Below are 24,791 nucleotides of genomic sequence, written 5' to 3' on the forward strand. Positions count from 1 at the left end.
TACCTGCCAGCCTTAGGGAACTCTATTAAGGCTGACAAAATAACTCATTCTCAAGCCAATGGACATGACAACTCGCCCCATAAGTGCGTGATCAGCAGCGTTCGGACCTCGGCTTCAACGTGTAAGCAACTTTAGTTGCATCAATCTGCTCAAGCGGAGTTTTCACTATGCGGACTTTCATCGAACATATTTTCAACAATAATTTTACAAAACCTTACCGAAAGCAACTCACTCAACACCCTAAGCTTTGGATGATTGCGTTGTTAAGTATGACGATGGCATCGGCCCTTGGTGCTTTTTTGATTAGTGGCATTGGCCGGGAGGACAAGGTGGCTAGTCAGATTGCCTTGGGGGCTTTAAATGACTATGCTGAACCAGCGTCAGTCTCTGCCTTAGGTTTTTTGAAACCTGAAGATGAGGTGACCAATATATCAGGAGCTGTTTCACCTCAGGGAGCGCGGATTGATCAGTTACTAGTGTCTCAAGGAGAACACGTTAAAGCGGGTCAAATAGTTGCAGTTCTTGATAATGAACCTCGCTTGAAAGCCGCTTTGAAGAAGGCTAAAGCCCGAGTCAACATAGCCCGCTCCAGGCTTTTGCAAGTGGAAGCAGGAGCCAAAGAAGGAGAGATTAATGCATTGGCAGCTAAACTGGAAAATTTAGACGCTGAACTGCAAGGTCAAATTATTGTCCAACAAGCGACCATTAAACGATTAGAGGCAGACTTAGCCGGAAAAATGGCAGCTCAAAAAGCAGTTAACGATCGGATTTCAGCAGAGTTTATAAATGCTGAAGCCGAATGTACGCGGTTTGAGCATTTACATGCTCAAGGAGCAGTTTCAGAGTCTGAGCATGCCTTGAAGTGTTTAGAAAAAGAGATTGCTTACAAGCAAGAAGTTGAGTCTGAAGCTACACTAACCCGCATTATCAATAGTGGTCAAGAACAAATAGTAGAGGCAGAAGCACAACTTGAGAGAATAATTAACACCATGCGATACCAGAAAGCGGAAACTCAAGCTACCCTCGACCAGAGTTCTGAAGTTCGTGACGTGGATATCGCCCTTGCCCAGGCTGAATTAGCAGATGCAATGGTTGGTGTTGAGCAAGCTCAGGCAGAGCTTGAGCTTGCCTATGTCAGGGCACCCAGAGCAGGTCAGGTCTTGAAAATTAGCACCCGGCCAGGTGAAATTATTTCCAATCAAGGCATTTTAGAGCTAGGTCAAACTCAGCAAATGTATGCGATCGCTGAGGTCTATGAAACAGATATTAGTCGAGTCCATATAGGACAGAAAGCAGCTATTACGAGCGATGCTATCCCCTACACATTGCAGGGGACTGTCGATGAAATTGGCTTACAAATTGGTAAGCAAGAAGTATTTAGTACTAACCCCGCTTTTGATGTAGATGCTAGGGTGGTAGAAGTCAAAATCCGTCTTAATCCAGAAGATAGTCAAAAAGTTTCAGGTATGACCAATTTGAGAGTTGAAACGGTAATTAAAACCCCTGGATAAGACAATTCTTTCCTAATATATTGGGGCAGGAGTAAGTAGAGGCTACTGTTTGATGAGGGCATACTGTGCAGGTTAGATTTTCATCCTGTCCCTCATATTTCTGAGGTTTCAATATGTTTCGGACATTCTCGGTCGCTTGGGCTCAACTATTGCACCAAAAGGTCCAAACAATTGTTACGATTCTGGGCGTTGCTGTTACTGCAATTCTACTGTTCATGCAGGTTGGATTCCGTGTAGGTCTCTTAGAGAGTAGTACTCAACTTCCTGCTAGTTTCCAAAGTGATATTGTTCTAATCAGTAGCTCTTCTATAGCTTTTTCTGTTGCCGTACCGTTTTCGGAACGTCGCTTAAATCAAGTTCTGGCCTTTGAAGAGGTGGAATCGGTAACGCCTATCTATATCACAATGATTTTCGTAAAAAGGCTGGAAGAACAACCTAAGTTCATGTCTTCTATGCAAGTCATTGCCTTTCCCCTCAAACCCAATGTGATGGATGTGCCAGGGTTGGCAGAAAATTTAGACAAGATAAAAGATGATAATTTTTTCTTACTGGATGGAAGGTCGCGTCCAGAACTATCTTCATTAATTGCTGAAATAAAAAATAATGGTAGAGTCAGCACTGAAATAACAAGTATTGGCTTTGAAAGAAAAAAAGTTGATCTTGTAGGTTTATTTGAGATGGGTGCAAGCACCTTCTACAATGGTAACTTAATCACCAGTGAAGCTAATTTCTTGAAAGTCTTTGGCCTAGGTCAAGGAGAAATTATTGCTGGTTTAGTTCATGTCAAACCCGGAGTTGATGTTCCTCAATTAATATCTCGAATAAAAAGTTATCTGCCTGACGATGTGAAGATTATGTCTCGAAAAGAACTCATCAGGGAAGACAAGGCGTTTATAGAAACTAGCTCGCCCATGGGCATAGTTATTCTCTTCGCAATGCTTTTTTCGATTTTAATTGGAATTGTAGTACTATACCAAGTTCTTTATCAAAACATATCAAGGTTCGCTAAGGAGTATGCAACATTAAAAGCGATTGGCTATAGTCAACGATTTTTGGTGGAAATTGTGTTGGAGCAGGTATTCGTTTTCGCTATTTTGGGTTACATTCCTGGCTTTATTGCTTCTTGTTTTGTCTATGATGCGTTATCTGCAGCTACTAAGATGAAGTTTCTAATGAGCTTCAACATAGCAGCTTTTGTCCTGTTCGTAATTTTCTTTATTTGTACAGTTTCTGGAATTATTGCAACAAATAAATTGAAAGAAGCAAATCCTGTAGACGTTTTTAACTAGGGGTTGCTGATGATCACTCCACTCATCAATGTGGTAGCAGCGGTCGATCTTTTTTGACATCACGAATATCCTGACTCTTTAGGGATACCCAGTCTCTATTAGAAGAGTTGCGGCTTGTTTTGCCTGTTGGGCAGCGTCTGAAGATTGCTCCATCATCGCGACAATGGTTGCTCCATTGATCAAAATCACCAGCTGTTGTGTGATTATTTCTGGATTCGGATGCTGCGTTGCTTTGACCAGGCTGAGCAGATAATCTTTAATCACTTGCTGATGTCTGAGGGATACCTGGTAGCCAGGGTGATCTGGATCGGCCAGTTCGACAGCAGAATTGATAAAGGCACAGCCGCGAAAGTTGGGTGCTTCAAACCATTCTTGCAACACATCAAAGACAACAAGCAGACGTTCGCGAGGCTCGGTGGTAATTTCTTCTACCCGGCGTGTAAACCAGTTGCCCCAACTTTCATCCTGCTGCTGAAGATAGGCTGCAATCAAGGCATCCTTGGACTTGAAGTTATTGTAGAGGGACATTTTGGCAACACCCGACTCGGCAATGATGCGGTCAATGCCGACGTTTTGAACGCCTTCTTTGTAGAAGAGTTCAGAAGCAGCCGTCAGGATGCGATCGCGAGCAGATGGGCGTTTAGTACGAGGCGGCATAGGCGCTATAACCAGTTAGTTCCGATCGTGTAGACAGGTCTGTATATTGTAAACGATTTAGTCTGGGATAAATTGGCTCCTTGGATAACTGCACCGCTTAAAAGCGTGTGACTCAAATCTGCAAAAAGGCAAGCAATATGGGGTGATGGGGGGATGCAATAGCTGCCAAATTTCTGCCATTGGGTATTAGTTAGATCTAAGTTCTTCCACATCAATGGTTGGATAGTTTGTGGGGATGCCTAAACAGGCTTCAATTTTAGTTGCAAACTCCCTTAAGTACTCTGTACTGATACATTTGAGCGTTGGTTCTGCATTGAATGTGGTGATGGACAGTTGATTTTCCCTGGCATTTTGCTGCTGTCTCTTTAAACAAGGTCGAGCGGGCACGTTCAGTTGAATCGTATCGGGCAAAATATCTTGGATCATCTGAATATACTTAGCTTGACTTTGTGAGTCCCACAGATTCGAGAGTGTTGTTTGGAGGGTGAGTTTGCCTGAATAGCTGTTAGAGAACTGGCAAAGGCTTTGAAAAATAGATTTCAGACGAAGCCGTGCAACAGGCTGATTGATGCCCTGAAGTTGCTGCTGGGATATGGCGTCTAGCTTCACAACAACGTGATCGGCTAACTGTAGATCAGCACAAACAGTCTGATCGCTCAGCAAACTACCATTGGTTAGAACCGTAATCGGCACCATTGTCTGTTCTTTAATACAGGCGATAATTTCACCCAGGTTGAGCGCTAATGTGGGCTCTCCACTGCCGTTGAGGGTGACAACATCAATGGCCCCCAAGGGCAGCAAGTCTGTAAGGGCTCGATAAATTTGCGGGGTACTCACAAAGATTTGACGCTGGCTCGTTTTGTGTTGAATATTGCCCAGATGACAGTAGATGCAATTAAAGGAACACGTTGAAATGGGTCCAACAGGATCAATCCCTAAAGATTGACCAAACTGCCATGATGGTACTGGACCATAAATGGGATTAAACGATGTGGAAGCCATGATGCTTTGCCTTCATTGTTACCCTAGCGTATCGTCCCTTTCATCGCTTCAGTATCGATGGTACGGAGCATATATAGACGCAATAAATCTCCTACAGTACCTGCCACCAGGGAAACTTTTCGCAAGAACTTCCATACCTTAGGCGCTGAACTCTCGGCAATGGTCTTCATTTTTAGATTTCGGGCAGCACATCGATCGAGGCGCTTAAAGAATTCGGGATGATCCACATCGAGAATCACGGGAAAAGCACGGGCTGAGGTGTTGTTGGTTTCTCGGATGACGTCGACATCAAACTGGGTGGCATTGAGACCCAGGGATTCGTAAAACTTGGTGCGCTCGTGGACGGTGAGGCTGTGGGTAGCAAAAACCGATAGCAAAAAGAAGCGACTCCAGAGGCGAGATTTCCAGGTGTTCCACATGCTGGGCTGAGATCGCAACAATGCCTTAAAGATATCTCCATGGCGGTTCTCATCCTGACACCAGCTCTCAAAGTAGTTAAACAGCGGATAAAAGTTATTTTCAGGATGCTGCTCTAAATGGCGATGGATCAAAATATAGCGCCAGTAGCCAATTTTCTCCGATAGATACACAGCATAGATAATCCACTCCACTGGAAAAAACGTGTAGTTACGTTTCTTGGTGAGCTTACCGAGATCTAATGAGATATTAAAATCCGCCATGGCTTTATTCAGAAAACCAGCATGGCGAGCCTCATCTCGGGCCATCAGCGCAAAGATCTCTGCCAGCATCGGACTGCGTCCCTTCAGCTTACGCGACAGTTCTTTAAATAACAGAAACCCTGAAAACTCTGAAACACAGGAGCGCTCTAAATAATCAATGAAGGCCTCCCGCTCTTCCCCTTGAATATGATCCCAGACTTGCTTAAAGGCATCATCACGCACAAAGTGATGGCGATTATAGTCAGCCTTCATCTCTGACAGCATGGCTTTCAGATCCTCCTCCCCGCTAGAAAGATCTAAATTGGCAGCTTTTTCAAAGTCAGTGGTGTAAAAACGAGGGGTCAGTAAATTTTCCTCAACCTGGGATTTTCGGCTTGTGGCGATGTTCTCAGGGGATGATGCAGTGCTGACCATACAATTTTTTTCCTCAGATATCATTCATAGCTTTATAGCTATTAAAAGCATAGGCTGATTCAGTACAGATAACATAGACGTCATATTTTTTTATTTTCTCGAATTCTTTTAGCAACATCGTTAACCCTAGATGCATCATTTTTTTCCCCTCGGGTAACTATGGTTTGGTGATCGTCCCAGAGACCCAAACTATCCTTAGAAAGTAAAGTTTTGAAAACAAACATAAGGTTAAATTGCTTAATCGCTATACGGTGATTAAAGCTAAACCCGTTGAGAAAGATTTGATCCATGAGTCTTCAAGTCAACCTACCAAAAGCTAAGGCAACTGCGTCTGCCGCTGATGTTCCAGTTCTGCCACCCAGCGATGGGCGTCAGCGCTTCAAGCAATATGTGCAAACATTGCAGGATGATATTTGTTCTGCCCTAGAGCAATTAGACGGCAAAGCAAAATTTCAAGAAGATAACTGGCAGCGTGATGGCGGTGGCGGTGGTCGTACCCGGGTGATTCAGGATGGGCAAGTTTTTGAGCAGGGTGGCGTAAACTTTTCAGAAGTGTGGGGAGATACCTTACCCCCCGGTATCTTAAGTCAACGCCCAGAAGCTGCAGGGAATGGATTTTATGCGACAGGTACTTCCATGGTGTTGCACCCGCGTAATCCCTACGTGCCCACAGTGCACCTCAACTACCGTTATTTTGAAGCTGGCTCTGTATGGTGGTTTGGTGGCGGTGTGGATCTAACCCCCTACTATCCCACGATTGAGGATGTGATCCAATTTCACTCCACCTTAAAACGGGCCTGTGATGCTCATCATCCTAAGTTCTACCCTGCTTTTAAGCGTTGGTGCGATGAATACTTCTATCTTAAGCATCGTCAAGAATCGCGGGGTGTGGGCGGTGTCTTCTTTGACTATCTGGATTACCGTGGCAATCTCTACTCAGGTCCTAATTTAAGTGGAGATGCGGCCGCCTATAGCCAGCAGGTAGGTCCAGTGACCCTCAGCTGGGAAGATTGGTTTGCCTTTGTGCAAAGTTGTGGCAATGCATTTTTGCCAGCCTATCTACCCATTGCAGAGCGTAATCAGAATAAACCCTATGGTGAGCGCGAGCGCGAGTTTCAGCTCTATCGTCGGGGACGTTATGTCGAATTTAACCTGGTTTATGATCGGGGTACTATATTTGGCTTACAGACCAATGGTCGAACTGAGTCTATTTTGATGTCGCTACCGCCTCTGACTCGCTGGCAGTATGGCTATAAGGCCGAAGCCGATACACCAGAAGCTGAGCTGACTAATCTCTTTCTCAAGCCCCAGGATTGGGTGAACTGGGTGCCAACGCCTTGATTTAATTGTCAAAGCTGCTCAGCAAGGGATAACAATGGGGATCTCCAACTACACTAATCATCTAGAGAGACTTTTACTCAGGAAGGCTCCAAACTCCTGAGTACGTTGCCTATCCCTTGCCTTTTCTCTTCCAATCGTTCTGTTTAAGATTGTCTCCGCTTGATCAATATTAATCATTTGAGGTATTTACAATGGATCACAATTTAGCATCCTGTCTTCGAGAAGGAACCCAACAATCCCATACCCTGGCGGAAAATACAGCGTTTATGAAATGTTTTCTCAAAGGGATTCTTGAAAAAGAACCTTTTCGGAAATTGATGGCTAATCTGTACTTTGTTTATAGTGCCTTGGAAGAAGAAATGCGTGGCCATGCTCAACATTCTGTGGTGGGTCCCATGTATTTTCCCTTATTAGAGCGGGTCCCTCAATTAGAAAAAGACCTTGCCTTCTACTATGGTGATAATTGGCGTGATGAAATTGCTGCATCTCCCGAAGGGCTTCGTTATGTAGAGCGCATTCGTGAGGTGGCTAAACAGAATCCTGCGTTGCTCATAGCCCATTCCTATGTCCGCTATATGGGTGATCTCTCTGGTGGGCAAGGGTTAAAGGCCATTACTCGCTCCGCCCTGGATCTGCCAAATGGTGTGGGAACAGCCTTCTACGAATTTTTAGATATCCCCACAGTGGAATCTCGACGAGCCTTCAAGGAAAAGTATAGAAACAACCTCAATTCTCTACCAATCGAAACCAGTCTGGCACAGCAAATTGTGGATGAAGCGAATTTAGCCTTTCAGATTAATCGAGATGTTATGCATGAACTGGAACCGTTGGTGAAGGAGGCTATTGGTGATCATGTTTTTGATCTAGTCACTCGCCAAGATAAGTCTGGCAGTACAGAACATCGCCACCATCACCAGTCTCCTGAAATGGTATAAGCAGACTAGCTGCTGAGCTTCAGAAATCTCCTCTTGTATGAACCTCCATGTCCCCCCTTTTGCGGGGGGTTTTTTTCGCTCTTCAATCTGAGATAGACATGAAATCTTTGCTTCAAACCGTTGAATTTGATGCCGATTTAATTCAAAAGTATAATCAGCCCTTACCCCGTTATACCAGCTATCCTCCAGCGACTGAGTTAACGGATCAATTCAATGCCCATGTGGTGGATGCAGCGTTTGCCACAGGGAACTACAAACAAACACCGCTTTCCCTTTACTGTCATATTCCCTTTTGCCAGAGCGCCTGTTATTTCTGTGGATGTAATACAATTGTCACCCAAAATACAGCGGTGACAAATCCTTATCTGGACGCTCTCATTCGTAATATTGAGCAGGTTGCAAGCTTAACCGATTCACAACGAGTGGTCAACCAGCTTCACTGGGGTGGTGGGACTCCCAATTATCTAACCCTTGAGCAGGTGGATCGACTTTGGCAAGTTTTGCACCAACAGTTTTCCTTTTCTCAAGATGCTGAGATTTCCATTGAGGTGAATCCTGCCACCCTTAGCCGTGACTATATACTAGGCTTGCGAGAGATTGGTTTTAACCGCATTAGCTTTGGCATTCAAGATTTTGACCCCCGGGTGCAGGTGGCGATTAATCGTCTACAGCCAGAAGACATGCTTTTCCAGGTGATGGATTGGATGCGAGAAGCGGCCTTTGATAGTGTGAATGTTGACTTGATCTATGGCCTTCCATACCAGTCCCTAACCACATTTAGCGATACCATTACTAAAACCCTGGCGCTAGACCCAGATCGGATTGCAGTGTTTAACTTTGCCTATCTGCCGCATTTATTACCAATGCAGCAAAAACACATTGATCCGGCTACATTACCATCCCCATCGGAAAAGCTCGATATCTTACATATGTCCATTGATCAGCTGACTCACCATGGGTATCAGTTTATTGGCATGGATCATTTTGCTAAACCTGATGATGAATTGACCCTGGCGCAACAAACTGGTCAGCTACATCGCAACTTTCAGGGATATACCACTCAGCCTGAATCCGATCTTCTATCCTTTGGCATAACTGCCATTAGTATGTTTCAAAATGTCTATACCCAGAATTATAAACGGCTGAAGGGGTTTTATGATGCGATCGCACCATCGCCGACGGATCAGCTCACAGCCAAACACCTTCCCATTGAACGCAGCGTTGTTCTTAGCAAGGACGACATTTTGCGGCGGGCTATCATCATGGAATTAATGTGTCAGTTTGAGCTATCGAAAGCCGCGATTGAAGATAAATACCACCTCAATTTTGAGCAGGATTTTGATACATATTTTGCCCGCGAACGTCGGGATTTAGAAACCTTGGCCGCAGATGGTCTGGTACGACTCACCCCTAACCACATTGAAGTGGCACCAGCGGGGCGTTTACTGATCAGAAACATTGCCGCTGTATTTGATACCTATTTGAGAAATCGCAAAATTCGTCAATTCTCTCAATCAGTTTAGGCGTTTGCCATTAAATCACCGCTAGATTACCGTCCGTTACTCATCACTCATCGCCCCATCCACACGCTTCATCGGGCTTTGTGCTTATGTTATCCCTTAGAGGCTAGTCAGGCCCTTGACTTAGCCTCTAAGGGATAACGCCAACAAAAAAAACTCGTAAAATGTCAGAAAAAAATTGACAATTAGATAACCATTCAGTTATATATTTATATAGCTCAATGAGCGCTTTTAATTTTGTTTCGCTACATACCAAATGGATTCATGATGCATACACTTCGACCGTATCAATCCGTTAGTCCATGGGAACGCTTTTGCGCATGGATCACCAGCACTGAAAATCGATTATATGTTGGCTGGTTCGGGACCCTTTTGATTCCCACAGCCCTGGTCGCTACGGTTGTTTTTGTCCTGGCCATGGTGGCGGCACCCCCCGTGGATATGGATGGGATTCGAGAGCCCATTAGCGGCTCCTTGCTCTACGGCAACAATATGATTACCGCCACCGTGGTGCCCTCCTCCAATGCCATTGGCCTCCACTTTTATCCCATCTGGGAAGCCGCCAGTCTAGATGAGTGGCTTTACAACGGTGGCCCATACCAGATGATTATCTTTCACTTTCTCATTGCTGCCTATGCCTATATGGGCCGTCAGTGGGAACTGAGCTATCGCTTAGGCATGAGACCCTGGATTGCCGTGGCCTATTCGGCTCCGGTGGCAGCGGCTACTTCTGTGCTACTGATTTACCCCATCGGCCAAGGCAGTTTTTCAGATGGCTTGATGCTCGGCATCTCGGGCACCTTCAACTTTATGATTGTGTTTACAGCCGAGCACAACATTCTCATGCATCCCTTCCATATGCTGGGGGTCATCGGTGTCTTCGGGGGGGCCTTGTTCTCAGCCATGCATGGCTCCTTGGTCACCTCGTCGTTAGTGCGGGAAACCACCGAACTTGAATCCCAAAATGCTGGCTATCGCTTTGGTCAAGAGGAAGAAACCTATAACCTGGTTGCCGCCCATGGCTACTTTGGACGCTTGATCTTTCAATATGCTTCGTTTAATAACAGTCGCTCGTTGCACTTTCTACTGGCCGCCTGGCCGGTGGTCGGGATTTGGTTCGCCTCCCTGGGCATCTGCTCCATGGCCTTTAATCTCAATGGGTTCAACTTTAACCAGTCCATTCTAGACAGTGAAGGGCGCGTGGTGAATACCTGGGCCGATGTGCTGAATCGCGCCAATTTAGGCATTGAAGTTATCCATGAGCGTAATGCCCACAACTTTCCCCTGGATTTGGCATCTGGAGAAGCGTCTCCCGTTGCGCTGACAGCACCCGCTATCGCCGCATAAATCCGGGTTGGGCATTGCTGATCTTCGGGCTGACGTTAGGTGTAAAACACCGTCAAATAGCAAGAGCTCTAGACTAGTGCAGCCCCTAAATTAGCAATTGCCAGAGTTTCAATTGGTTGAGATTTGATTCGTTACCTATAGGGGAGGGGGGAAACTCCCTCCCTTTTTTTTGTAGGGAATATCAAGCCTGGGCTTACAGTTTTGGCATTGGACACGGTGCGTACCGTAAGCTGGCTTTCTCCTGATTAATGGGTTCAGAACTCATACCCTCTACGGTTCTATGGGGTCAGCAAAAAAGCCTAAATGATTACCAACCGGTCGTTCTTGACCAGGGATTTTGCCATGAATAGGCGTATTAAGTAGGGTGGGACCCCTGGGTGACGACACGGCCAACGTTGTTGAACCACCACCATCTAAGCGCAAAGCTGTATCAGCGCCCAACTCTTGTACCAGGGCGGTCACTTCGCCCACGGTCAACCCTTCGCTGTAAAAAGGCTGCTTGCCATCAACCAGGACCAGCCATAGACGTGCACCCGTGGCATCTAAGGCTGCCACGGTAAATGAGTAGGGCTTTTTCCCTTCATACTGGAGTCGGTCTTGCAGCTGAGTGGTAATCTGACCATTTTCCAACAACATCAGATTGCCTGCCACCGCCTGTTGAGTGTTGTCTTCACAGGTGCCATCGGCGTTGATAACGGCTTGCTGATTCATAAAACACAGCGTCGGTACCGGTGGCTGATCAGGATTTGCTGGGGCAACCACGTTGCCGTTAGACATTGATAACCCCATTAAATTGACCGGTTCTCCAGGACGAGGGTAATAGTTCCAGAGAGTAACCTCTTTAAATGGAGAAAAGAAGTTAGCATTCACGGCTAGCTGTAGTCCGTGGGTTTGTAAAAATGCTGACGTTTTTTGCCCCACTGCTCTATGGCTTTTCGTACCATATTTTTTCAGATCTGCCTGCGGATTCACGGGGGTGACCAACGGTCGCAATCCAGCAGTCGTCAGATCAATATCGATAATGTGAATGATATTGGGTCGAGGCTGTTTACGGGTGCGCCGACTGTAAATAATGCCCTGAAATAGCGGCTGGCGATTAATTTCAGTGAGGTGAGGGCGACGCCATACCGTGGAGCCATGGAGCGCAATTGGCAGCAAGAACGCGAACCAAAGTAATCCTGTTTTTAGGTGACGCCAACGAGACATAGATGTTTATTGCACAAACGCTGCTATCTGCTTATTTTCACCTCAACCAAGACGTTGTTCCCCTAGACCAGGCTACTGTGTACATGCATCTCGGCAGATGGCTCAAAATCCTGCCTTACCCCCCCCTTAATCCCCTCTTGTTAAGACTACTGTGTATACACATCTAGAAGACTAATGTCCCAAAAGGTAGGCCTGTCCTTGAATTGGCCCTCATCCTAAATCCTTCTCCCTGGGGGCGAAGGACTTTGAGGCCAGGCCCCCCTTCTCCCCCAGGGAGTAAGGGGTTGGGGGATGAGGGCTCGAAATCTAGAGCTAGCTCTCCTACTTATGTATACACGGTAGGGAGTTAGAGGGGGTGATGCAATGTAATCGCCATTTTCGATCACTTGTGTGTACACCGTAGCTAGACCAGGGGGAGGGGGAATCTGTTCCATTAGTCTCAGTGAGAAACGTATCTCCGTATAAGTTTGTTGTTGTAGATGTATTGATTAGATCATTTAGATCATTTTGGGGTTGCATGGGTTTGGGTTAGTCTGTAGCTACTCTAAACACGTTCCTTAGGAAAAGTCACTGTTTATGGCCCATCGTCACAATTGGCAAATGACGCTACGTGTAGCTGGGTTAGTTGCGATCGCACTCTTCACGTTCCATGCCCTCAGCAGCTTACTATTCGGCGTCTTGGGTCTGGCTCCCAGCAGTCCCCAATGGAGTTTGGCCCTTATCCTCGGTAGCTTTTTAGCCATTGCTGGAGCCACTGTGGGGATGCAGTCTCTTAACTTTATTCCCCAAAGATTAACTAGCTTAGTCAGCGGCGCATCATCCATCGCCATTTTGGCGGCCTTCAGCCTTGGAGAGTTGAGCGGACACCAGGCTGAAGGGGTGCTGATCGGCGCTATTGCGGGTTTGATCGTAGGTGGGTGTGGAGGATTTTGCACAGGGCATCGTCAAGGGTTTTGGCAAGTTGCGATCGCGCTGATCAGCAGCCTCTGTGCCTATGGAACAGCGTTTGGCCTCAGCAGCTGGGCCTGGGCCGCCGCCACCACTCAACGGTGGTCGATCGCCATCGGTCTGGGGTTATGCACAGCCCTCTATCTCTGGTTTACACAACAAGGACTAACGTGGGTCTATCACCAATGGCAGCGTGACATAAAAAGAGAACCCAAAAAATAGAAGAGCAATAGAGACGCTTATTTTTAAGAGTAAATCAGTTTTTAGTTATATTTTTTAAGCTTTAGATCAATTTAATGGGTCAAAACAGCCTTTTTAGCCATAGAACGTCAGAAAATAAAAGTTTGAGCCCTAATAATATTTGAATTTTCAAAAAGATTGTTTATTCTCAAATCATTTCTAGGACAAATTAAAAAATATCCTAAAAAGCTTTCTCTGCAAGGGTTATACGAATGTTAGCCAGCTAATTTCTCCACACTCAAACTCTTCTTTAATTTACATTTCGGTTTTCCCATTCCGTAATAACTTCTTGGCAACTTGTATGGAGTTAAGTGTGACATTTGATGCGACAAAATCGTATCGCAGACTGAATCTAAGACCACTTATACATAATCAAAGGGTGAATTATGTCTATAGAAACTACCGGGCGCTATCTTGTACTTCTGCCCGACGAAGATGTGAACGCGGGTATTCAAGCATTATCTAGCGCAACGGGTATTCAAGGTGTGGCCAGAGCCGCAGATTTTGAAGGTCACGCCTTTACGTCTGCAGAACTCGATAGCCCCAATGCGTCAGTTTTTGACAATCTAGGAGTCGCTGTCGTTCCCCTTGATCCTGATCAGGCACAATCCGTACGAGCCAGTGCCGCTGCCCATGGTAATGTGCTGGCAATTCAGCCAGAACGAGTCGTCTACGCTATTGGTCAGGGTCTATCCGCAGATTATTTGCGGGGCTACAGCGACGCCGCCACCCATCTATATGAGCAAGCAGGCCCAGACCAGGGGGCATTGGCTGCCCGTGCCCATAAGGGTTCGGCCCCAGAGTTTCAAGACTGCAAGAGCACCTGGGGCCTTCAGGCAACTCGGGTGATCGACTCAGGCCACAGTGGCCTGGGAATCAAAGTCGCTGTGCTAGATACAGGCATGGACCTCAATCATCCTGACTTTGCTGGTCGCATCATCCAAAGCCGGTCATTTATTGCTGGCGAGGCTGTTCAGGATGCCAATGGCCACGGCACCCATTGCATCGGTACAGCCTGTGGTCCTAAGGATCCACCGGAACTACCCCGTTACGGCGTAGCTTATAACGCTGAAATTTATGCCGGTAAGGTTTTAAGTAATCGTGGCTCAGGCTCAGATAGTGGCATTCTGGCTGGTATTGAATGGGCAGTCAATAACGGTTGCGCCATTATTTCCATGTCCCTAGGGGCACCCACCCGCCCAGGAGATACCTACTCCCCCATCTATGAGCGAGTGGGACAACGGGCCTTGAATCGTGGCTCTCTAATTATTGCGGCAGCCGGTAATGAAAGTGATCGACGCGACGGACGCATCAATCCAGTCGGTTATCCTGCTAACGCTCCCTCCTTAATGGCGGTGGGTGCTCTAGATAATAAGCTACAAATGGGATTCTTCTCCAATGGCAGCATTAATCTGGACGGTGGCCAAGTGGATATTGCTGGACCGGGAGTTGCGGTTCATTCCACATGGCCCATGCCCGATCGCTATAGAAAGATTAGCGGGACCAGCATGGCCACCCCCCACGTATCCGGCATTGCCGCTCTCTATGCCGAGGCCACTGGGGCACGGGGCATGGAACTCTGGGCCTGGCTAATGCGTGATGCCCAACGCTTGGGCCTAGCTGGCACCGATGTTGGCATCGGATTAGTACAGGCACCGTTGCAGTAACGTTATTGTTATTAGCGCTGTTACATTTGTAGAATTGCTGCTGATCTTTATTCTTTATTGAGATCAGCAGCGACAATGGGAGATATGAGAAACACTAGGTGGGCTAGACAACTGATTCATTGGCTAATTGTTGCCATCGTGACAGTCAGCCTAGTGGGCTGTTGGCCCCAAGGGTCAGACGCTATAAATGCAAACCCAGGAGCAGACATGGATAAGGTCAAGGTAACGGTATCAATCGATGACGCTCACATCGAACAGATTGATGAGGTCACTGAACAGCTAAAGGCAGCAGGCCTTGACGTGGAGCAAACCTTGACAACCCTCGGCATTGTTACCGGCTCAGTGGCCTCAGACAGCATGTCTTCATTGTCTGAGGTTACCGGTGTTGACTCCGTTGAGGTAGACAGAACAATTACGTTGCCGCCACCCGGTTCTGACGTTCAATAATTCAATTCTTCCTGTAGCTGTTGCAGTTCCATCAAAATATTTTCCAGTAGTGTCCGTTGGCCAGCCTGTTGGTCTACGGACACTGGTTTTGTAATGGCCATCTGCATAACTGGCTGAGCTCGCTGTTGATAGGAGGCAAGGGCATCCAGGGCGGTTTTAGAAAAATGGGCCAGGTACTCACGGGCAGCTTCACGGCTAGCCTGGGGTGACACGGATGGCTCTGGTTCCGACGCTTTCTTTGTACGCCCGGCGCGATTGAGCAAGTGGCTGGTGCCACCGAGCACAGCTGCCCCCATGGGACCTGCTAACACCCAGCCCAGGCCGGTGGCGATCGCAACCGACGCCATCCCATCCCCCTGATTTGTCTCCGGTTCACTGGGGTCGGCTGTCGGCTGCACAGTCTCATCGGGTCGCTGCCAACCAACCCACAGATCCACCGGACGTGGCTGCTCAAAAAAATCACAGGCTTTATAAACCCAGTCGGCAACCGCTCGCTTTTTTTGTTTCCAGACAGGTTGTAATCTCTCTTCTAACCATAGGGGGGCCGTGCCCGCTTGAAGAGAGGCCGCAAAATCATATTCATATTGATGCAACAGATTCTCTAAGCTAAGCCAATCTTGCAAATCTATCACACTTTGCTGAAACCCCTTTTGTATCAGCTGCTGAGCCCGTTGTTGAATAGCGACGCGACGGGCATCGGGGTGGGGGGCTGCATTCAGAGATTGCAGCTGTTGTTGCAGAGCCTGGTGCACCTGGGACACTAAGGGCAACAATCGCGGTATGCGATGAACAGCCAACTCCGGTAAACGGACCTGTACCAACCTATGCAAAGCCGACTCCAATGCTGGTAACCCGGCCTGGGTGGCAGCAGCCATATCTCCTTTGAGGCGTGCCCGCAGAGCTGGTAAAGCATCCACCGCATAGAGATTACTCACACCATCCGGCAGGGTTGTTCGAAAGTCTTGGGCTAGCAATCGCAAACGGTACATGACCTGTTTGCGTTCCTCAGGTTCCATAAGATTGAGAAAATTCACCACAAATAGCACTGTGGTAATGCCTCGGTCCATCAGCCAGTCCCGCAGATGCTCTCGCTCTGCCAGGGTCATGAGCTTACGACCATCCAAGAGCTGCACCACCACATCGGTCTCCATCAGTTTGGCGTACACCCGCTCATTTTGTGCTTCTTGGTCATCGGTGCCCGGCAGGTCCACCAGCTCTACGCCTGGTTGCAGAAACGGGTGGGGACAGGTCACGGCCACCGCTGCCACATGGGCCTGCATCTGCCGCTGCTCATCGAGAATGGCGTAACGTTGCAACAGGTCTGTTCCAGGTTCTTCTAGGACTGTGCCATCGGTGAGGGTGATGCGGCTGACCAATGCAGGCCCATGGGTGACGGTGATAGCAGCCCCAGTGGTGGGGACGAGATCAATGGGCAGGGTTTTCTCACCGAGGAGGGCATTGAGTAAGGTGGATTTGCCGTAGTTAAAGGGGCCAAAGACGGTGATGCGTAGGGTGGTATGGGAGATGCGATCGCATTGATATAACACATCGGCCTTTAATGCAGCGTGCTCTGGGTCGAGCAGGCCTACCGCTTTTCTCAGGGTGTTGATGAGCGGAAAATGTGATGTAATAGCGGCCATACGTTAGGGAGATATGGTGTGGACAGTGGGATGGCCCACCTCAGGCCCTGGTGAAAAATTTTAATTGCGATCGCGCCCTAGAACCTAATTGCGATCGCGCTTTAGAACCTAATTTCTAGAGCGCTCTAGAAACAGCTTGTAAATAACCCAGCCAACGGCAAACAGTAACAATACGCCAGACAACCAGGTGGCCACTCGTATAGCTATAATCACACCCACAACGAGCAAACCAAACTGTACAAGTTTCGGTAAACGGTTATACCAGCCAAAGCTTACGGCTCCCTTGTGTTTAACCGTAGGTTTTACCGACGTCGACGTCTCTATCTCAGATTCAAGCTCACGCATCCGCACCTTTATTTCGCGTTCCTTGAGCTCTGCTTCCAGATTTTTGAGTTCTTGTTCTTTAGATTGATGATCAGAATTCATAGATTTGCAAAGGACCAACCGCTTCTCTACCAAAATATGCGCAGTTTTGAGCACCTGCAACCTTAAAAAAACTTGAACTCCAAACCCATGGTTCCTTCAAAATGGGGAGACAGCAGATATATAAAGAATGCCACAGGTATGGTGGTGTCGACAAAAGCTTGAATCTACCCTTGACTAAACACATTTTTATACAAAAACTGCTTTCATGTGCGGATTCTCATGTTTAGAGTGGTAAATACATAGTAATCCCAACGATCAGGTGTCGCATTGTTAGGACGTCGGTTCCGTAAAATCACGGGTTCACACAATATATAAGCTAAAAATTAGCTTAAAAAATAAATCAAAAGTATAGAGTTTTAATTGGTAAAAACTTTATGTTTTTGATTTATTTATTGTGGCGAATAGAACCATCCAAATTCTGTAATCCTTACCAAATAAACGGGTACTTCTTATACGGAATTAGGAGACCTTAAAGCTATAGTCTCAACATTGAAATCCCACTAGATTTATAGTCAAAAAATGCGCAAACAAGACATCAAACGAGATGCCTCTGGTCCCTCTATATTTCTATCGACAGTTGCCCTCATGTTGTCAGCACTAGCTATTTTTGCGTATTTTTTATTTAGATCTGGCTCTCCGCAACAGGCTGTTGAGGGTAGCCCAACGCCAGATAGTTATTGTCAAGAAAATTTTGAGGATCAGGAGGTTCTTTTACAAAGGCTATCAGACCTCAAAAATCGTATGGGTGATAATTGGTCAAGTTTTTGCCAGGATCGATTAGATAGCGCCCTTTATGAAACAGCTATTCTCAAAGCAGCAGTAGGGCGATTTAACACATCATTTATTCGCCTTTGCCAAATCCCCGAAAGGCCTGATTCAGAAATATTCAAAGATGCTCGATTTTTATTTAGTATCTGGGAAGAAAATCGTAATACGTCTGGTGAATCTCAGGAAATCAAACCTTTATTAGAAAACTTCTTCCAAAATTACGAAACCGTTAGTGAGAGTTGTCCTGCGGCAAAAGAAATATTTGCAGGCAATAATTAGTGAACTATCCGGTGTAGAAATCATGAATAATCTCGTAGGGGCTGTGCCTTGTGCCAGCCCCTCTACATTGGAATCATGAATAATCTTGTCGGGGCTGCGCCTTGTGCCAGCCCCTCTACATTGGCAGCTATCAGCCAGGGGCTGAAAACCTGGACTTACATAATAATTGTCGCGTCGCTACCGGCTTTTTCATCTTCCAGAGTGACTCTCAATCCCCGTCTAACCATGACAAAAATATCAATGGCCTCTTTTGAGTCGTGATATGAAATGCTCGGGCGCAGGTAATAGAGAAATAGCCCGATCATTGCCCAGGCCAATAGGCTCAACAGACACGTTACAGCAATGATACAGCCACAGCCTAGGCATTGATACAGGGTTTGCTGAGCTGCTGAATAAACGCTGTTGAACTCGCGGGAAAACCCCTGGGCAAACAGGCCAACAGCAATTGTTCCCCAGGCACCACAAAAGAGGTGTACGGGCACAGCACTAACCGGATCATCGATCCGCATGAGGTTTGATTCCAAAACGCTTTCACCCACCAGCACCAAAATGCCTCCCACCGCACCAATAATGCACGCGCCTAAAATATCAACATAGGCTGACGATGCTGTGATGCTGACCAACCCCCCTAAAATGCCATTAATAATCGATGACAGTTTGACCTTATACCCTGTAACCAGGGGACTATAGAAGAGAATTGCCAAACCTCCAGCCGTAGAGGCAAACATGGTGGTAATGATGACATGGGGGACATAGTCTAAAAACCGGGTTGAACCACCATTAAAGCCAAACCAGCCAACCCATAAAATTAAACAACCCAATGTGGTAAAGCCGGGGTTACAGGGCCTAAATATTTCTTCTTCTTCTTCACCGTAAGGGAAACTGCCGGTCTCCGCATCATAGCCAAATTTGCCATCTCGGGGTTTCAATAGCCAAGCCCCCACCAACGCTGCCGCACCACCCACACAATGAATCACGGTTGAACCAGCAAAATCATGGAAGTTAAGGGTGCTGGCCAGCCAACCGTTCTCCCCCCATACCCAATAGCCAACTAAAGGATAGATAAAACCCACCAGCACAAAGCTAAAAAGGATAAACGCCCAGAATTTAATTCTTTCTGCAACGGCCCCAGACACAATGGTGGCTGCTGTTCCGGCAAACGATAGCTGGAAAAAGAAAATGGCAGCAAACGAGCGATTACCCCAAAAGGTTCTTAAATTCTCAAAACCTTGGGGGAAAGGGTTAACATTGGCTGCCGATGGAAAGAGAGAGTCTACAAAAATTCCCAGTTGTCCAAAAATAGGATTTCCACTGTCGCCAAACATAAAGCGAAACCCAAAAACAAAAAACGCTGTAGCTGAGACGCAAAAAACAATTAAGTTTTTAGCTAAAATATTTGTTGCATTTTCAGTTCGGCAAATTCCTGCTTCAAGCATGGCAAACCCGGCATTCATAAAGAATACGAGTAACGCCGCAATTAGCATCCAGATAGTATTAATCCCTGAAAACAGTTCCGTAGTGAGGGGGATTTCGGGAGTCAATTCTTGGGCAAGCGTCTGAGGCGATATCGCTATAACAAAAGCTACTATCAGTAACGTGATAAAGGACCAGTATTTTGATAATCCATGGTGCAAAATATTCATAGTCCTACAGGTTTTTTGTTCTATGGTTCGCTGATTTTAGGTACTTGCAATCTCCTACAAGAGGCTGAAGTCCTCAACTTTTCGATACCCGGTAAAAACTGTCCGGAATGTTGCTCGAACCCCGACAGATTCTTTAAAATCTTGCCAAACTGACACCATGGGAGACTATCGAGCGGGGTGGGCAATGGGCACTCACCCTGGATCATGACTCACCCTGTGGCGCAGAATTGTATAGCTTCTCATTGCCACCCATCGTAATCAGCGGGATAATAAGCGAGCAAAATCATTTGATCTCCAATCACTCCCATGACCCACAATCCACCGAAGTACAACGTTTATGGCCTTGGCAATGCTCTGGTGGATATAGAATGCGCCCTGTCTGTAGAAACGCTGGCAGCCATCGGTATGGATAAGGGTGTGATGACCCTTTTGGATGAAGCCGTGCAGAATAATGCGATCGCACAGCTCAATAGCCATCAAACCAAACGTATCTGTGGTGGCTCTGCTGCCAATACCATCATTGCCATCAGCCAACTTGGCGGCAAAACCTTCTATGGCTGCAAAGTCGCCGATGACGAATATGGTCAGTTTTACACGCAAGATCTAGTGGACTGTGGTGTGGACACCAATTTGACCAGCCATGACCCTGAACCGGGGATTACGGGCAAGTGTCTGGTGCTGATTACTCCAGATGCCGACCGTACCATGGGCACCTTTCTGGGCATTTCATCCCAGCTGTCTGAGGCTGACCTCAATCCCGAAGCCATTGCCGCTGCTGAATATACGTATATGGAAGGGTTTTTAGTCAGCGGTGAAAACAGTAAGCAAGCGGCGATTAAAGCCAGCCATCTAGCCAAAGCCGCAGGCCGCAAAGTCGCCATGTCTCTATCGGATTACAACATGGTGAAGTTTTTTAGGCCAGGGCTGTTGGAAATGATTGGTGACGGTGTAGATATGCTATTTGCCAATGAGTCCGAGGCGCTTTTAATGGCAGATACGGATGATTTTGCCACCGCCATTGAACACACCAAAACCCTAGCTAAAACCTTTGCCATTACCCGTGGTCCCGCAGGTTCGATTTTGTTTGATGGCGAACAGGTATTGGAAATTGCTCCCCATCCAGTCACTGCCATTGACACCCTGGGTGCCGGCGACATGTATGCCGGGGGTGTGCTTTACGGCATTACCCACGGATTGGGCTGGGCCCAGGCTGGCAAACTGGGCTCCACGGCCTCCGCTCAGTTGGTAACCGGATATGGTGCCAGAATGGGAACGGATGAATTGCAGGCGGTGTTGAAACAGGTGGTTGGGGAGTAGGGGCTATGGGTGATCTTGGCTGAAAAGAGTCTTGATCGATGTTCAGGGCTGATTACATCAACTAAAGAGTGTTTGTAAGCTAGGGCTGACGACAACCATAAGGGAGATGGTAGACCATCGTAAAATCCTCCATGTTGATATGGATGCATTTTATGCATCCATTGAGCAGCGGGACTATCCTGAGTATCGGGACAAGCCGGTGGTGGTGGGTGGTCGTCCAGAACAGAGAGGGGCTGTAGCCGCCGCTAGCTATGAGGCTAGGCGCTATGGAATTCATTCGGCAATGCCGTCACGCATTGCGGTGCAGCGGTGTCCCCATGTGATTTTTGTGCGACCTCGATTTGATGTGTATAGAGCAGTATCCGAGCAGATTCGGACAATTTTTCGGGATTATACAGAGTTGGTTGAACCCCTGTCCCTGGATGAAGCTTATTTGGATGTGACTGGCTGTGAATCGGCGATCGCAACGGCTAAAGTCATTAAACAGCGTATTCAGCAGACCACTGAGCTGACGGCCTCTGCCGGTGTTTCCATCAATAAGTTTTTGGCCAAAATGGCCTCGGATGTGAATAAACCCAATGGACTGTATGTGATTTTGCCCGACGAGGCCATGGCCTTTATTGCCACGTTGCCCATCGAAAAATTTCATGGCATTGGTCCGGCCACTGCCCGCAAAATGAAACAGCTGGGTATTGCTAGGGGAGCCGACTTACAACGTTGGCGTGAGACTGATCTGGTGGCAGAATTTGGCAAAATCGGTAGCCACTATTTTCGTGTGGCCAATGCCCAGGATAATCGCCGAGTTGATCCTAACCGTATTCGTAAATCGGTTGGGGCCGAACGCAGCTTTGCTGAAGATCTGCGGTCTTTAGAGGCCATGAGCCAGGCGCTGGCTACGATTGTGGATGAGGTGGAAGCACGGCTGCTCAAGGCAAAAAAGATGGGCTATACCCTCACCCTTAAGGTTAAATATGCGAACTATCGCCAAATTACTCGCAGTCGTACGGTGGATGTGCCGATGCAGCGGGCCACTGACATGGGGCCGTTAGCTCAGGCTTTGTTGGAGCATCACCTTGAGCCTCAACCGCAGGTGAGACTGTTGGGGGTGGCGATCGCAAATTTGGTGCCTGCTGAAACGGTGGGGTTTCAGCAACTGTCGTTGCTTTAGGTGAGTTTGTTTTTTGACTATTTTATGGGTTGTCTTGCTATTTCTTGACATTTAAGAAATCGGATATGCTGAGGCCATTTTGGTGGGGTGAGCTGCCATTTTTACTGGCGGCGGCAGCCAGGGCGTTGGCCCCCTCATCGGTGGTGTCAGCCGTTGGGGGTTTGTCTGGCTGGGCTCCGTAGTCGCCGTAGGAATAGTACTTGTACCCATTACCTTTGGAAGAGACACCGTTGGCGACCAGACCCAGGACGGGAATCTTAGTGAAGCTGATGTTGTCCATGGCATGCTGGAGGATGTTGCGATCGCAACCATTTAACCGAGAAACCAGGATCAGACCATCGGTGTTAGCCGCAATCAATGTGGCATCCGCCAGACCCACCAGCGGTGGCGTATCATAAACCACCAAGTCAAACTGTTTTTCTAGCTGATTCATCAACAGTCGCATCCGCTTAGATGCCAGTAGTTTAACCGGGTCGGGGGGCGCAGTACCGGCTGTAATGGCATAGAAATCCAGAAAGGGCATGACCTTTTGTAGTATCCCACTGCCCTTCGTAACATTGCCCGAGAGCAAATCGCTAAGACCTGTTTTGTTGCTTAACCCAAGACGCTGATGAACCGTAGGTCGCCGCAGATCTGCATCCACTAGCAAGACTCGTTTGCCCATGGTGGCAGCGGTTTGCGCCAGATGGCGGGCAACGGTGGACTTACCCTCATTGGGCATGGACGAACTGATAATTACTGAGCGAATGGTACGATCGGCCCCCATCAACGACAGATTTGTGTGCAACAACCGCATTGATTCCAAAAACTGCGAGCCACCATAGCCATAGTATCCATCGGTGGCCCCCGTACCCTTTTTACTGAGACGTTGCTGTAGCCACTGGCCCGCCCCATTAGATTGTTGTGGAGCAGTGTCAAATTCCCCATGGTAGGGAATTGTGCCTAACAACGGCAGTTTTACGACCTTTTCAATCTCATCAACGGTGCGGCAAACAGTATCTATTTTTTCCAGCAGCAACGCTGACCCAACGCTAATCAACAGACTGGCAACAATGCCCAACACAAAACTACGTCTTGGATTAGGCGATATGGGAGTTTCTGGCCGACTGGGTGCTTCGATTATTTCCCAGGGAATTTCGGTTTGGGCCGCCTCAATCTGTAATTGTTCGCGCGTTTCCAAAAAACGGCTGAGGGCACCAACGGCAATCTCTAACTCACGCTGTAGATCGCTATACTCTCGTGCCAGGGTCGGTAACTGAGTCAGCGTATTTTGCAACTGGGCTTCAGCCGCCGCAATGGTGACATTTTGAGTGGATAACAATTCGATGGCATTTTCAGCTTCAGCATATTTTGCATTTAATACCCGCTGGGCCTCTGCCTCAATGACCGGAAGTATTCTCTCTCGCTTATCTTCCAGAACTTGAATAGCCAGACTTCCCGGCTGAAAACGAGTCAGTTCAGTGGCAATTTCTGTTTCCACCTGGCGCAGCTCTTGAATCAGCTGTTGATAAACCGGTGCGTTTTGCAGCGCAACTTCACTGCCCCCTTCACTCTGTAATAGCTCGTAGTTAGTGATCGCCTCAGCCAGCTGTCGATCAATTTCCAGACGCTGGGTGCTAAGTTGCTGAGCCTGTGTGGTAATCTGTTGATTTTGCGTCGTTGGATCAATGAAATTATAGGTTTGACGAAATCTTTCCAGCTGGCTTTGCAGCTCATTAACCCGCTCTTTTAACTCAGGCAACTGCCGGTCAACAAAATGAATCCCCTGGCGCAGATTCGTTTGGCGTTCATCCAAACTATACTTTAAATAAACCGTTGAAAGCGCATCCAAGGTCGCCTGGATTTCGACCGGGTCATTGCCCTTGTAGCTCACCTCAATAATTTTAGTTTCCCCCACCCGTCTGATAGTGAGGTTTTTTAACAGACGTTCATAATTAAGATCTGGATCAATGGTTTCTAGCTCTGCGATCACCTGAGCAATCAATTCAGGGCTACGCAACACCTGCACCTGAGTCTCATAATCCAGGCCTGACTGTTTGACCGGGGCAGCTTCTGCCAGAAGACCACTTAAGTCCGAGAGATTATCATCGGCATTAACCGGCTCTACCAGAACTTCAAAGCTCCCTTCATAAACTGGTTCCTGGCGCAGGGTATTGAACATGACCGTGCCCATCACACCGGCAGCCACCCCCGTAATCAGCAGGGATCGTCGCCGCAGCACGGTGAGCAGTTGAGCCAGGTCTAGCTCATCGTCATCCTGAGCCCATGGCATTTGAGGTAGTTGGTACGCTTTGGCCAGGCTGTTAACAGACGCACCGTTGGCTGAAGCAAGATTATCCATAGGGC

The 24,791-nt window shown here is 47.5% G+C and carries 20 protein-coding genes; 12 read left to right on the top strand and 8 right to left on the bottom strand.

The window, feature by feature from the left end:
• Positions 1–167: 167 nt before the first annotated feature.
• Positions 168–1,511, top strand: coding sequence for an HlyD family secretion protein (locus QGP82_RS14280; protein ID WP_499059788.1), 1,344 nt, complete (start codon positions 168–170; stop codon positions 1,509–1,511).
• Between the two features lie 113 nt (positions 1,512–1,624).
• Positions 1,625–2,800: an ABC transporter permease DevC gene (gene devC / locus QGP82_RS14285; RefSeq protein WP_499059790.1), complete on the top strand. Its 1,176-nt coding sequence runs from the start codon at positions 1,625–1,627 to the stop codon at positions 2,798–2,800.
• Positions 2,801–2,878: 78 nt separating this feature from the next.
• Here the strand turns inward: devC and QGP82_RS14290 are convergent, their stop codons facing one another.
• The 3 genes from QGP82_RS14290 to acsF form a co-directional block, all read right to left on the bottom strand.
• Positions 2,879–3,457, bottom strand: a complete 579-nt coding sequence (locus QGP82_RS14290) for a TetR/AcrR family transcriptional regulator (protein ID WP_163667136.1) — start codon at positions 3,455–3,457, stop codon at positions 2,879–2,881.
• 186 nt (positions 3,458–3,643) lie between these two features.
• Positions 3,644–4,459, bottom strand: coding sequence for a radical SAM protein (locus QGP82_RS14295; protein ID WP_163696512.1), 816 nt, complete (start codon positions 4,457–4,459; stop codon positions 3,644–3,646).
• Between the two features lie 23 nt (positions 4,460–4,482).
• Entirely contained in the window at positions 4,483–5,553 is a 1,071-nt protein-coding gene (gene acsF, locus QGP82_RS14300; RefSeq protein ID WP_163667141.1) for a magnesium-protoporphyrin IX monomethyl ester (oxidative) cyclase, read from the bottom strand.
• A gap of 288 nt (positions 5,554–5,841) precedes the next feature.
• On the opposite strand from acsF, the gene hemF reads away from it, so the two are divergent.
• From hemF to psbA, 4 genes are all read left to right on the top strand, one after another.
• Positions 5,842–6,894 carry an oxygen-dependent coproporphyrinogen oxidase gene (gene hemF, locus QGP82_RS14305; RefSeq protein WP_250565071.1) on the top strand — a complete coding sequence of 351 codons (1,053 nt, stop codon included), beginning with the start codon at positions 5,842–5,844 and terminating at the stop codon, positions 6,892–6,894.
• 191 nt (positions 6,895–7,085) lie between these two features.
• Positions 7,086–7,829 (top strand): biliverdin-producing heme oxygenase, encoded by a 744-nt coding sequence (locus QGP82_RS14310; protein WP_163667144.1) that lies wholly within the window; start codon positions 7,086–7,088, stop codon positions 7,827–7,829.
• Between the two features lie 98 nt (positions 7,830–7,927).
• Positions 7,928–9,352, top strand: coding sequence for an oxygen-independent coproporphyrinogen III oxidase (gene hemN / locus QGP82_RS14315; RefSeq protein ID WP_163667148.1), 1,425 nt, complete (start codon positions 7,928–7,930; stop codon positions 9,350–9,352).
• Positions 9,353–9,616: 264 nt separating this feature from the next.
• Positions 9,617–10,696, top strand: a complete 1,080-nt coding sequence (psbA, locus tag QGP82_RS14320) for a photosystem II q(b) protein (RefSeq protein ID WP_499059883.1) — start codon at positions 9,617–9,619, stop codon at positions 10,694–10,696.
• A gap of 270 nt (positions 10,697–10,966) precedes the next feature.
• Here psbA and QGP82_RS14325 read toward each other — a convergent pair whose 3' ends face one another.
• Positions 10,967–11,902 (bottom strand): phosphodiester glycosidase family protein, encoded by a 936-nt coding sequence (locus QGP82_RS14325; protein WP_499059794.1) that lies wholly within the window; start codon positions 11,900–11,902, stop codon positions 10,967–10,969.
• A 576-nt stretch (positions 11,903–12,478) separates the two neighbouring features.
• On the opposite strand from QGP82_RS14325, the gene QGP82_RS14330 reads away from it, so the two are divergent.
• The 3 genes from QGP82_RS14330 (at position 12,479) to QGP82_RS14340 (ending at position 15,204) form a co-directional block, all read left to right on the top strand.
• A complete protein-coding gene (locus tag QGP82_RS14330; protein ID WP_499059796.1) occupies positions 12,479–13,072 on the top strand; it encodes a hypothetical protein in 594 nt (197 codons plus the stop codon).
• A 404-nt stretch (positions 13,073–13,476) separates the two neighbouring features.
• Positions 13,477–14,757, top strand: coding sequence for a S8 family peptidase (locus QGP82_RS14335; RefSeq protein ID WP_499059798.1), 1,281 nt, complete (start codon positions 13,477–13,479; stop codon positions 14,755–14,757).
• Between the two features lie 84 nt (positions 14,758–14,841).
• Positions 14,842–15,204, top strand: a complete 363-nt coding sequence (locus QGP82_RS14340) for a hypothetical protein (RefSeq protein ID WP_250565072.1) — start codon at positions 14,842–14,844, stop codon at positions 15,202–15,204.
• Here the strand turns inward: QGP82_RS14340 and QGP82_RS14345 are convergent.
• Both QGP82_RS14345 and QGP82_RS14350 read right to left on the bottom strand, forming a co-directional pair.
• Positions 15,198–16,844 (bottom strand): dynamin family protein, encoded by a 1,647-nt coding sequence (locus tag QGP82_RS14345; protein WP_499059800.1) that lies wholly within the window; start codon positions 16,842–16,844, stop codon positions 15,198–15,200. The genes QGP82_RS14340 and QGP82_RS14345 overlap by 7 nt on opposite strands.
• A 108-nt stretch (positions 16,845–16,952) precedes the next feature.
• Positions 16,953–17,270 carry a hypothetical protein gene (locus QGP82_RS14350; RefSeq protein WP_499059801.1) on the bottom strand — a complete coding sequence of 106 codons (318 nt, stop codon included), beginning with the start codon at positions 17,268–17,270 and terminating at the stop codon, positions 16,953–16,955.
• 585 nt (positions 17,271–17,855) lie between these two features.
• On the opposite strand from QGP82_RS14350, the gene QGP82_RS14355 reads away from it, so the two are divergent.
• Complete coding sequence (locus QGP82_RS14355; protein ID WP_163667166.1) at positions 17,856–18,317, top strand: hypothetical protein; 462 nt, start codon at positions 17,856–17,858, stop codon at positions 18,315–18,317.
• A gap of 155 nt (positions 18,318–18,472) precedes the next feature.
• Here QGP82_RS14355 and QGP82_RS14360 read toward each other — a convergent pair whose 3' ends face one another.
• Entirely contained in the window at positions 18,473–19,960 is a 1,488-nt protein-coding gene (locus QGP82_RS14360) for an ammonium transporter (RefSeq protein WP_499059804.1), read from the bottom strand.
• A 306-nt stretch (positions 19,961–20,266) separates the two neighbouring features.
• Between QGP82_RS14360 and QGP82_RS14365 the strand changes: the two genes are divergently transcribed.
• Positions 20,267–21,277, top strand: coding sequence for an adenosine kinase (locus tag QGP82_RS14365; RefSeq protein ID WP_499059806.1), 1,011 nt, complete (start codon positions 20,267–20,269; stop codon positions 21,275–21,277).
• A gap of 106 nt (positions 21,278–21,383) precedes the next feature.
• Positions 21,384–22,445, top strand: a complete 1,062-nt coding sequence (dinB, locus tag QGP82_RS14370) for a DNA polymerase IV (RefSeq protein ID WP_499059807.1) — start codon at positions 21,384–21,386, stop codon at positions 22,443–22,445.
• A 37-nt stretch (positions 22,446–22,482) separates the two neighbouring features.
• Here the strand turns inward: dinB and QGP82_RS14375 are convergent, their stop codons facing one another.
• Complete coding sequence (locus QGP82_RS14375) at positions 22,483–24,786, bottom strand: GumC family protein (RefSeq protein WP_499059809.1); 2,304 nt, start codon at positions 24,784–24,786, stop codon at positions 22,483–22,485.
• Positions 24,787–24,791 lie beyond the last annotated feature (5 nt).

It is taken from the genome of Leptothoe sp. LEGE 181152 (assembly GCF_032906605.1).
GTDB classification, from domain to species: domain Bacteria; phylum Cyanobacteriota; class Cyanobacteriia; order Phormidesmidales; family Phormidesmidaceae; genus Leptothoe; species Leptothoe turfae.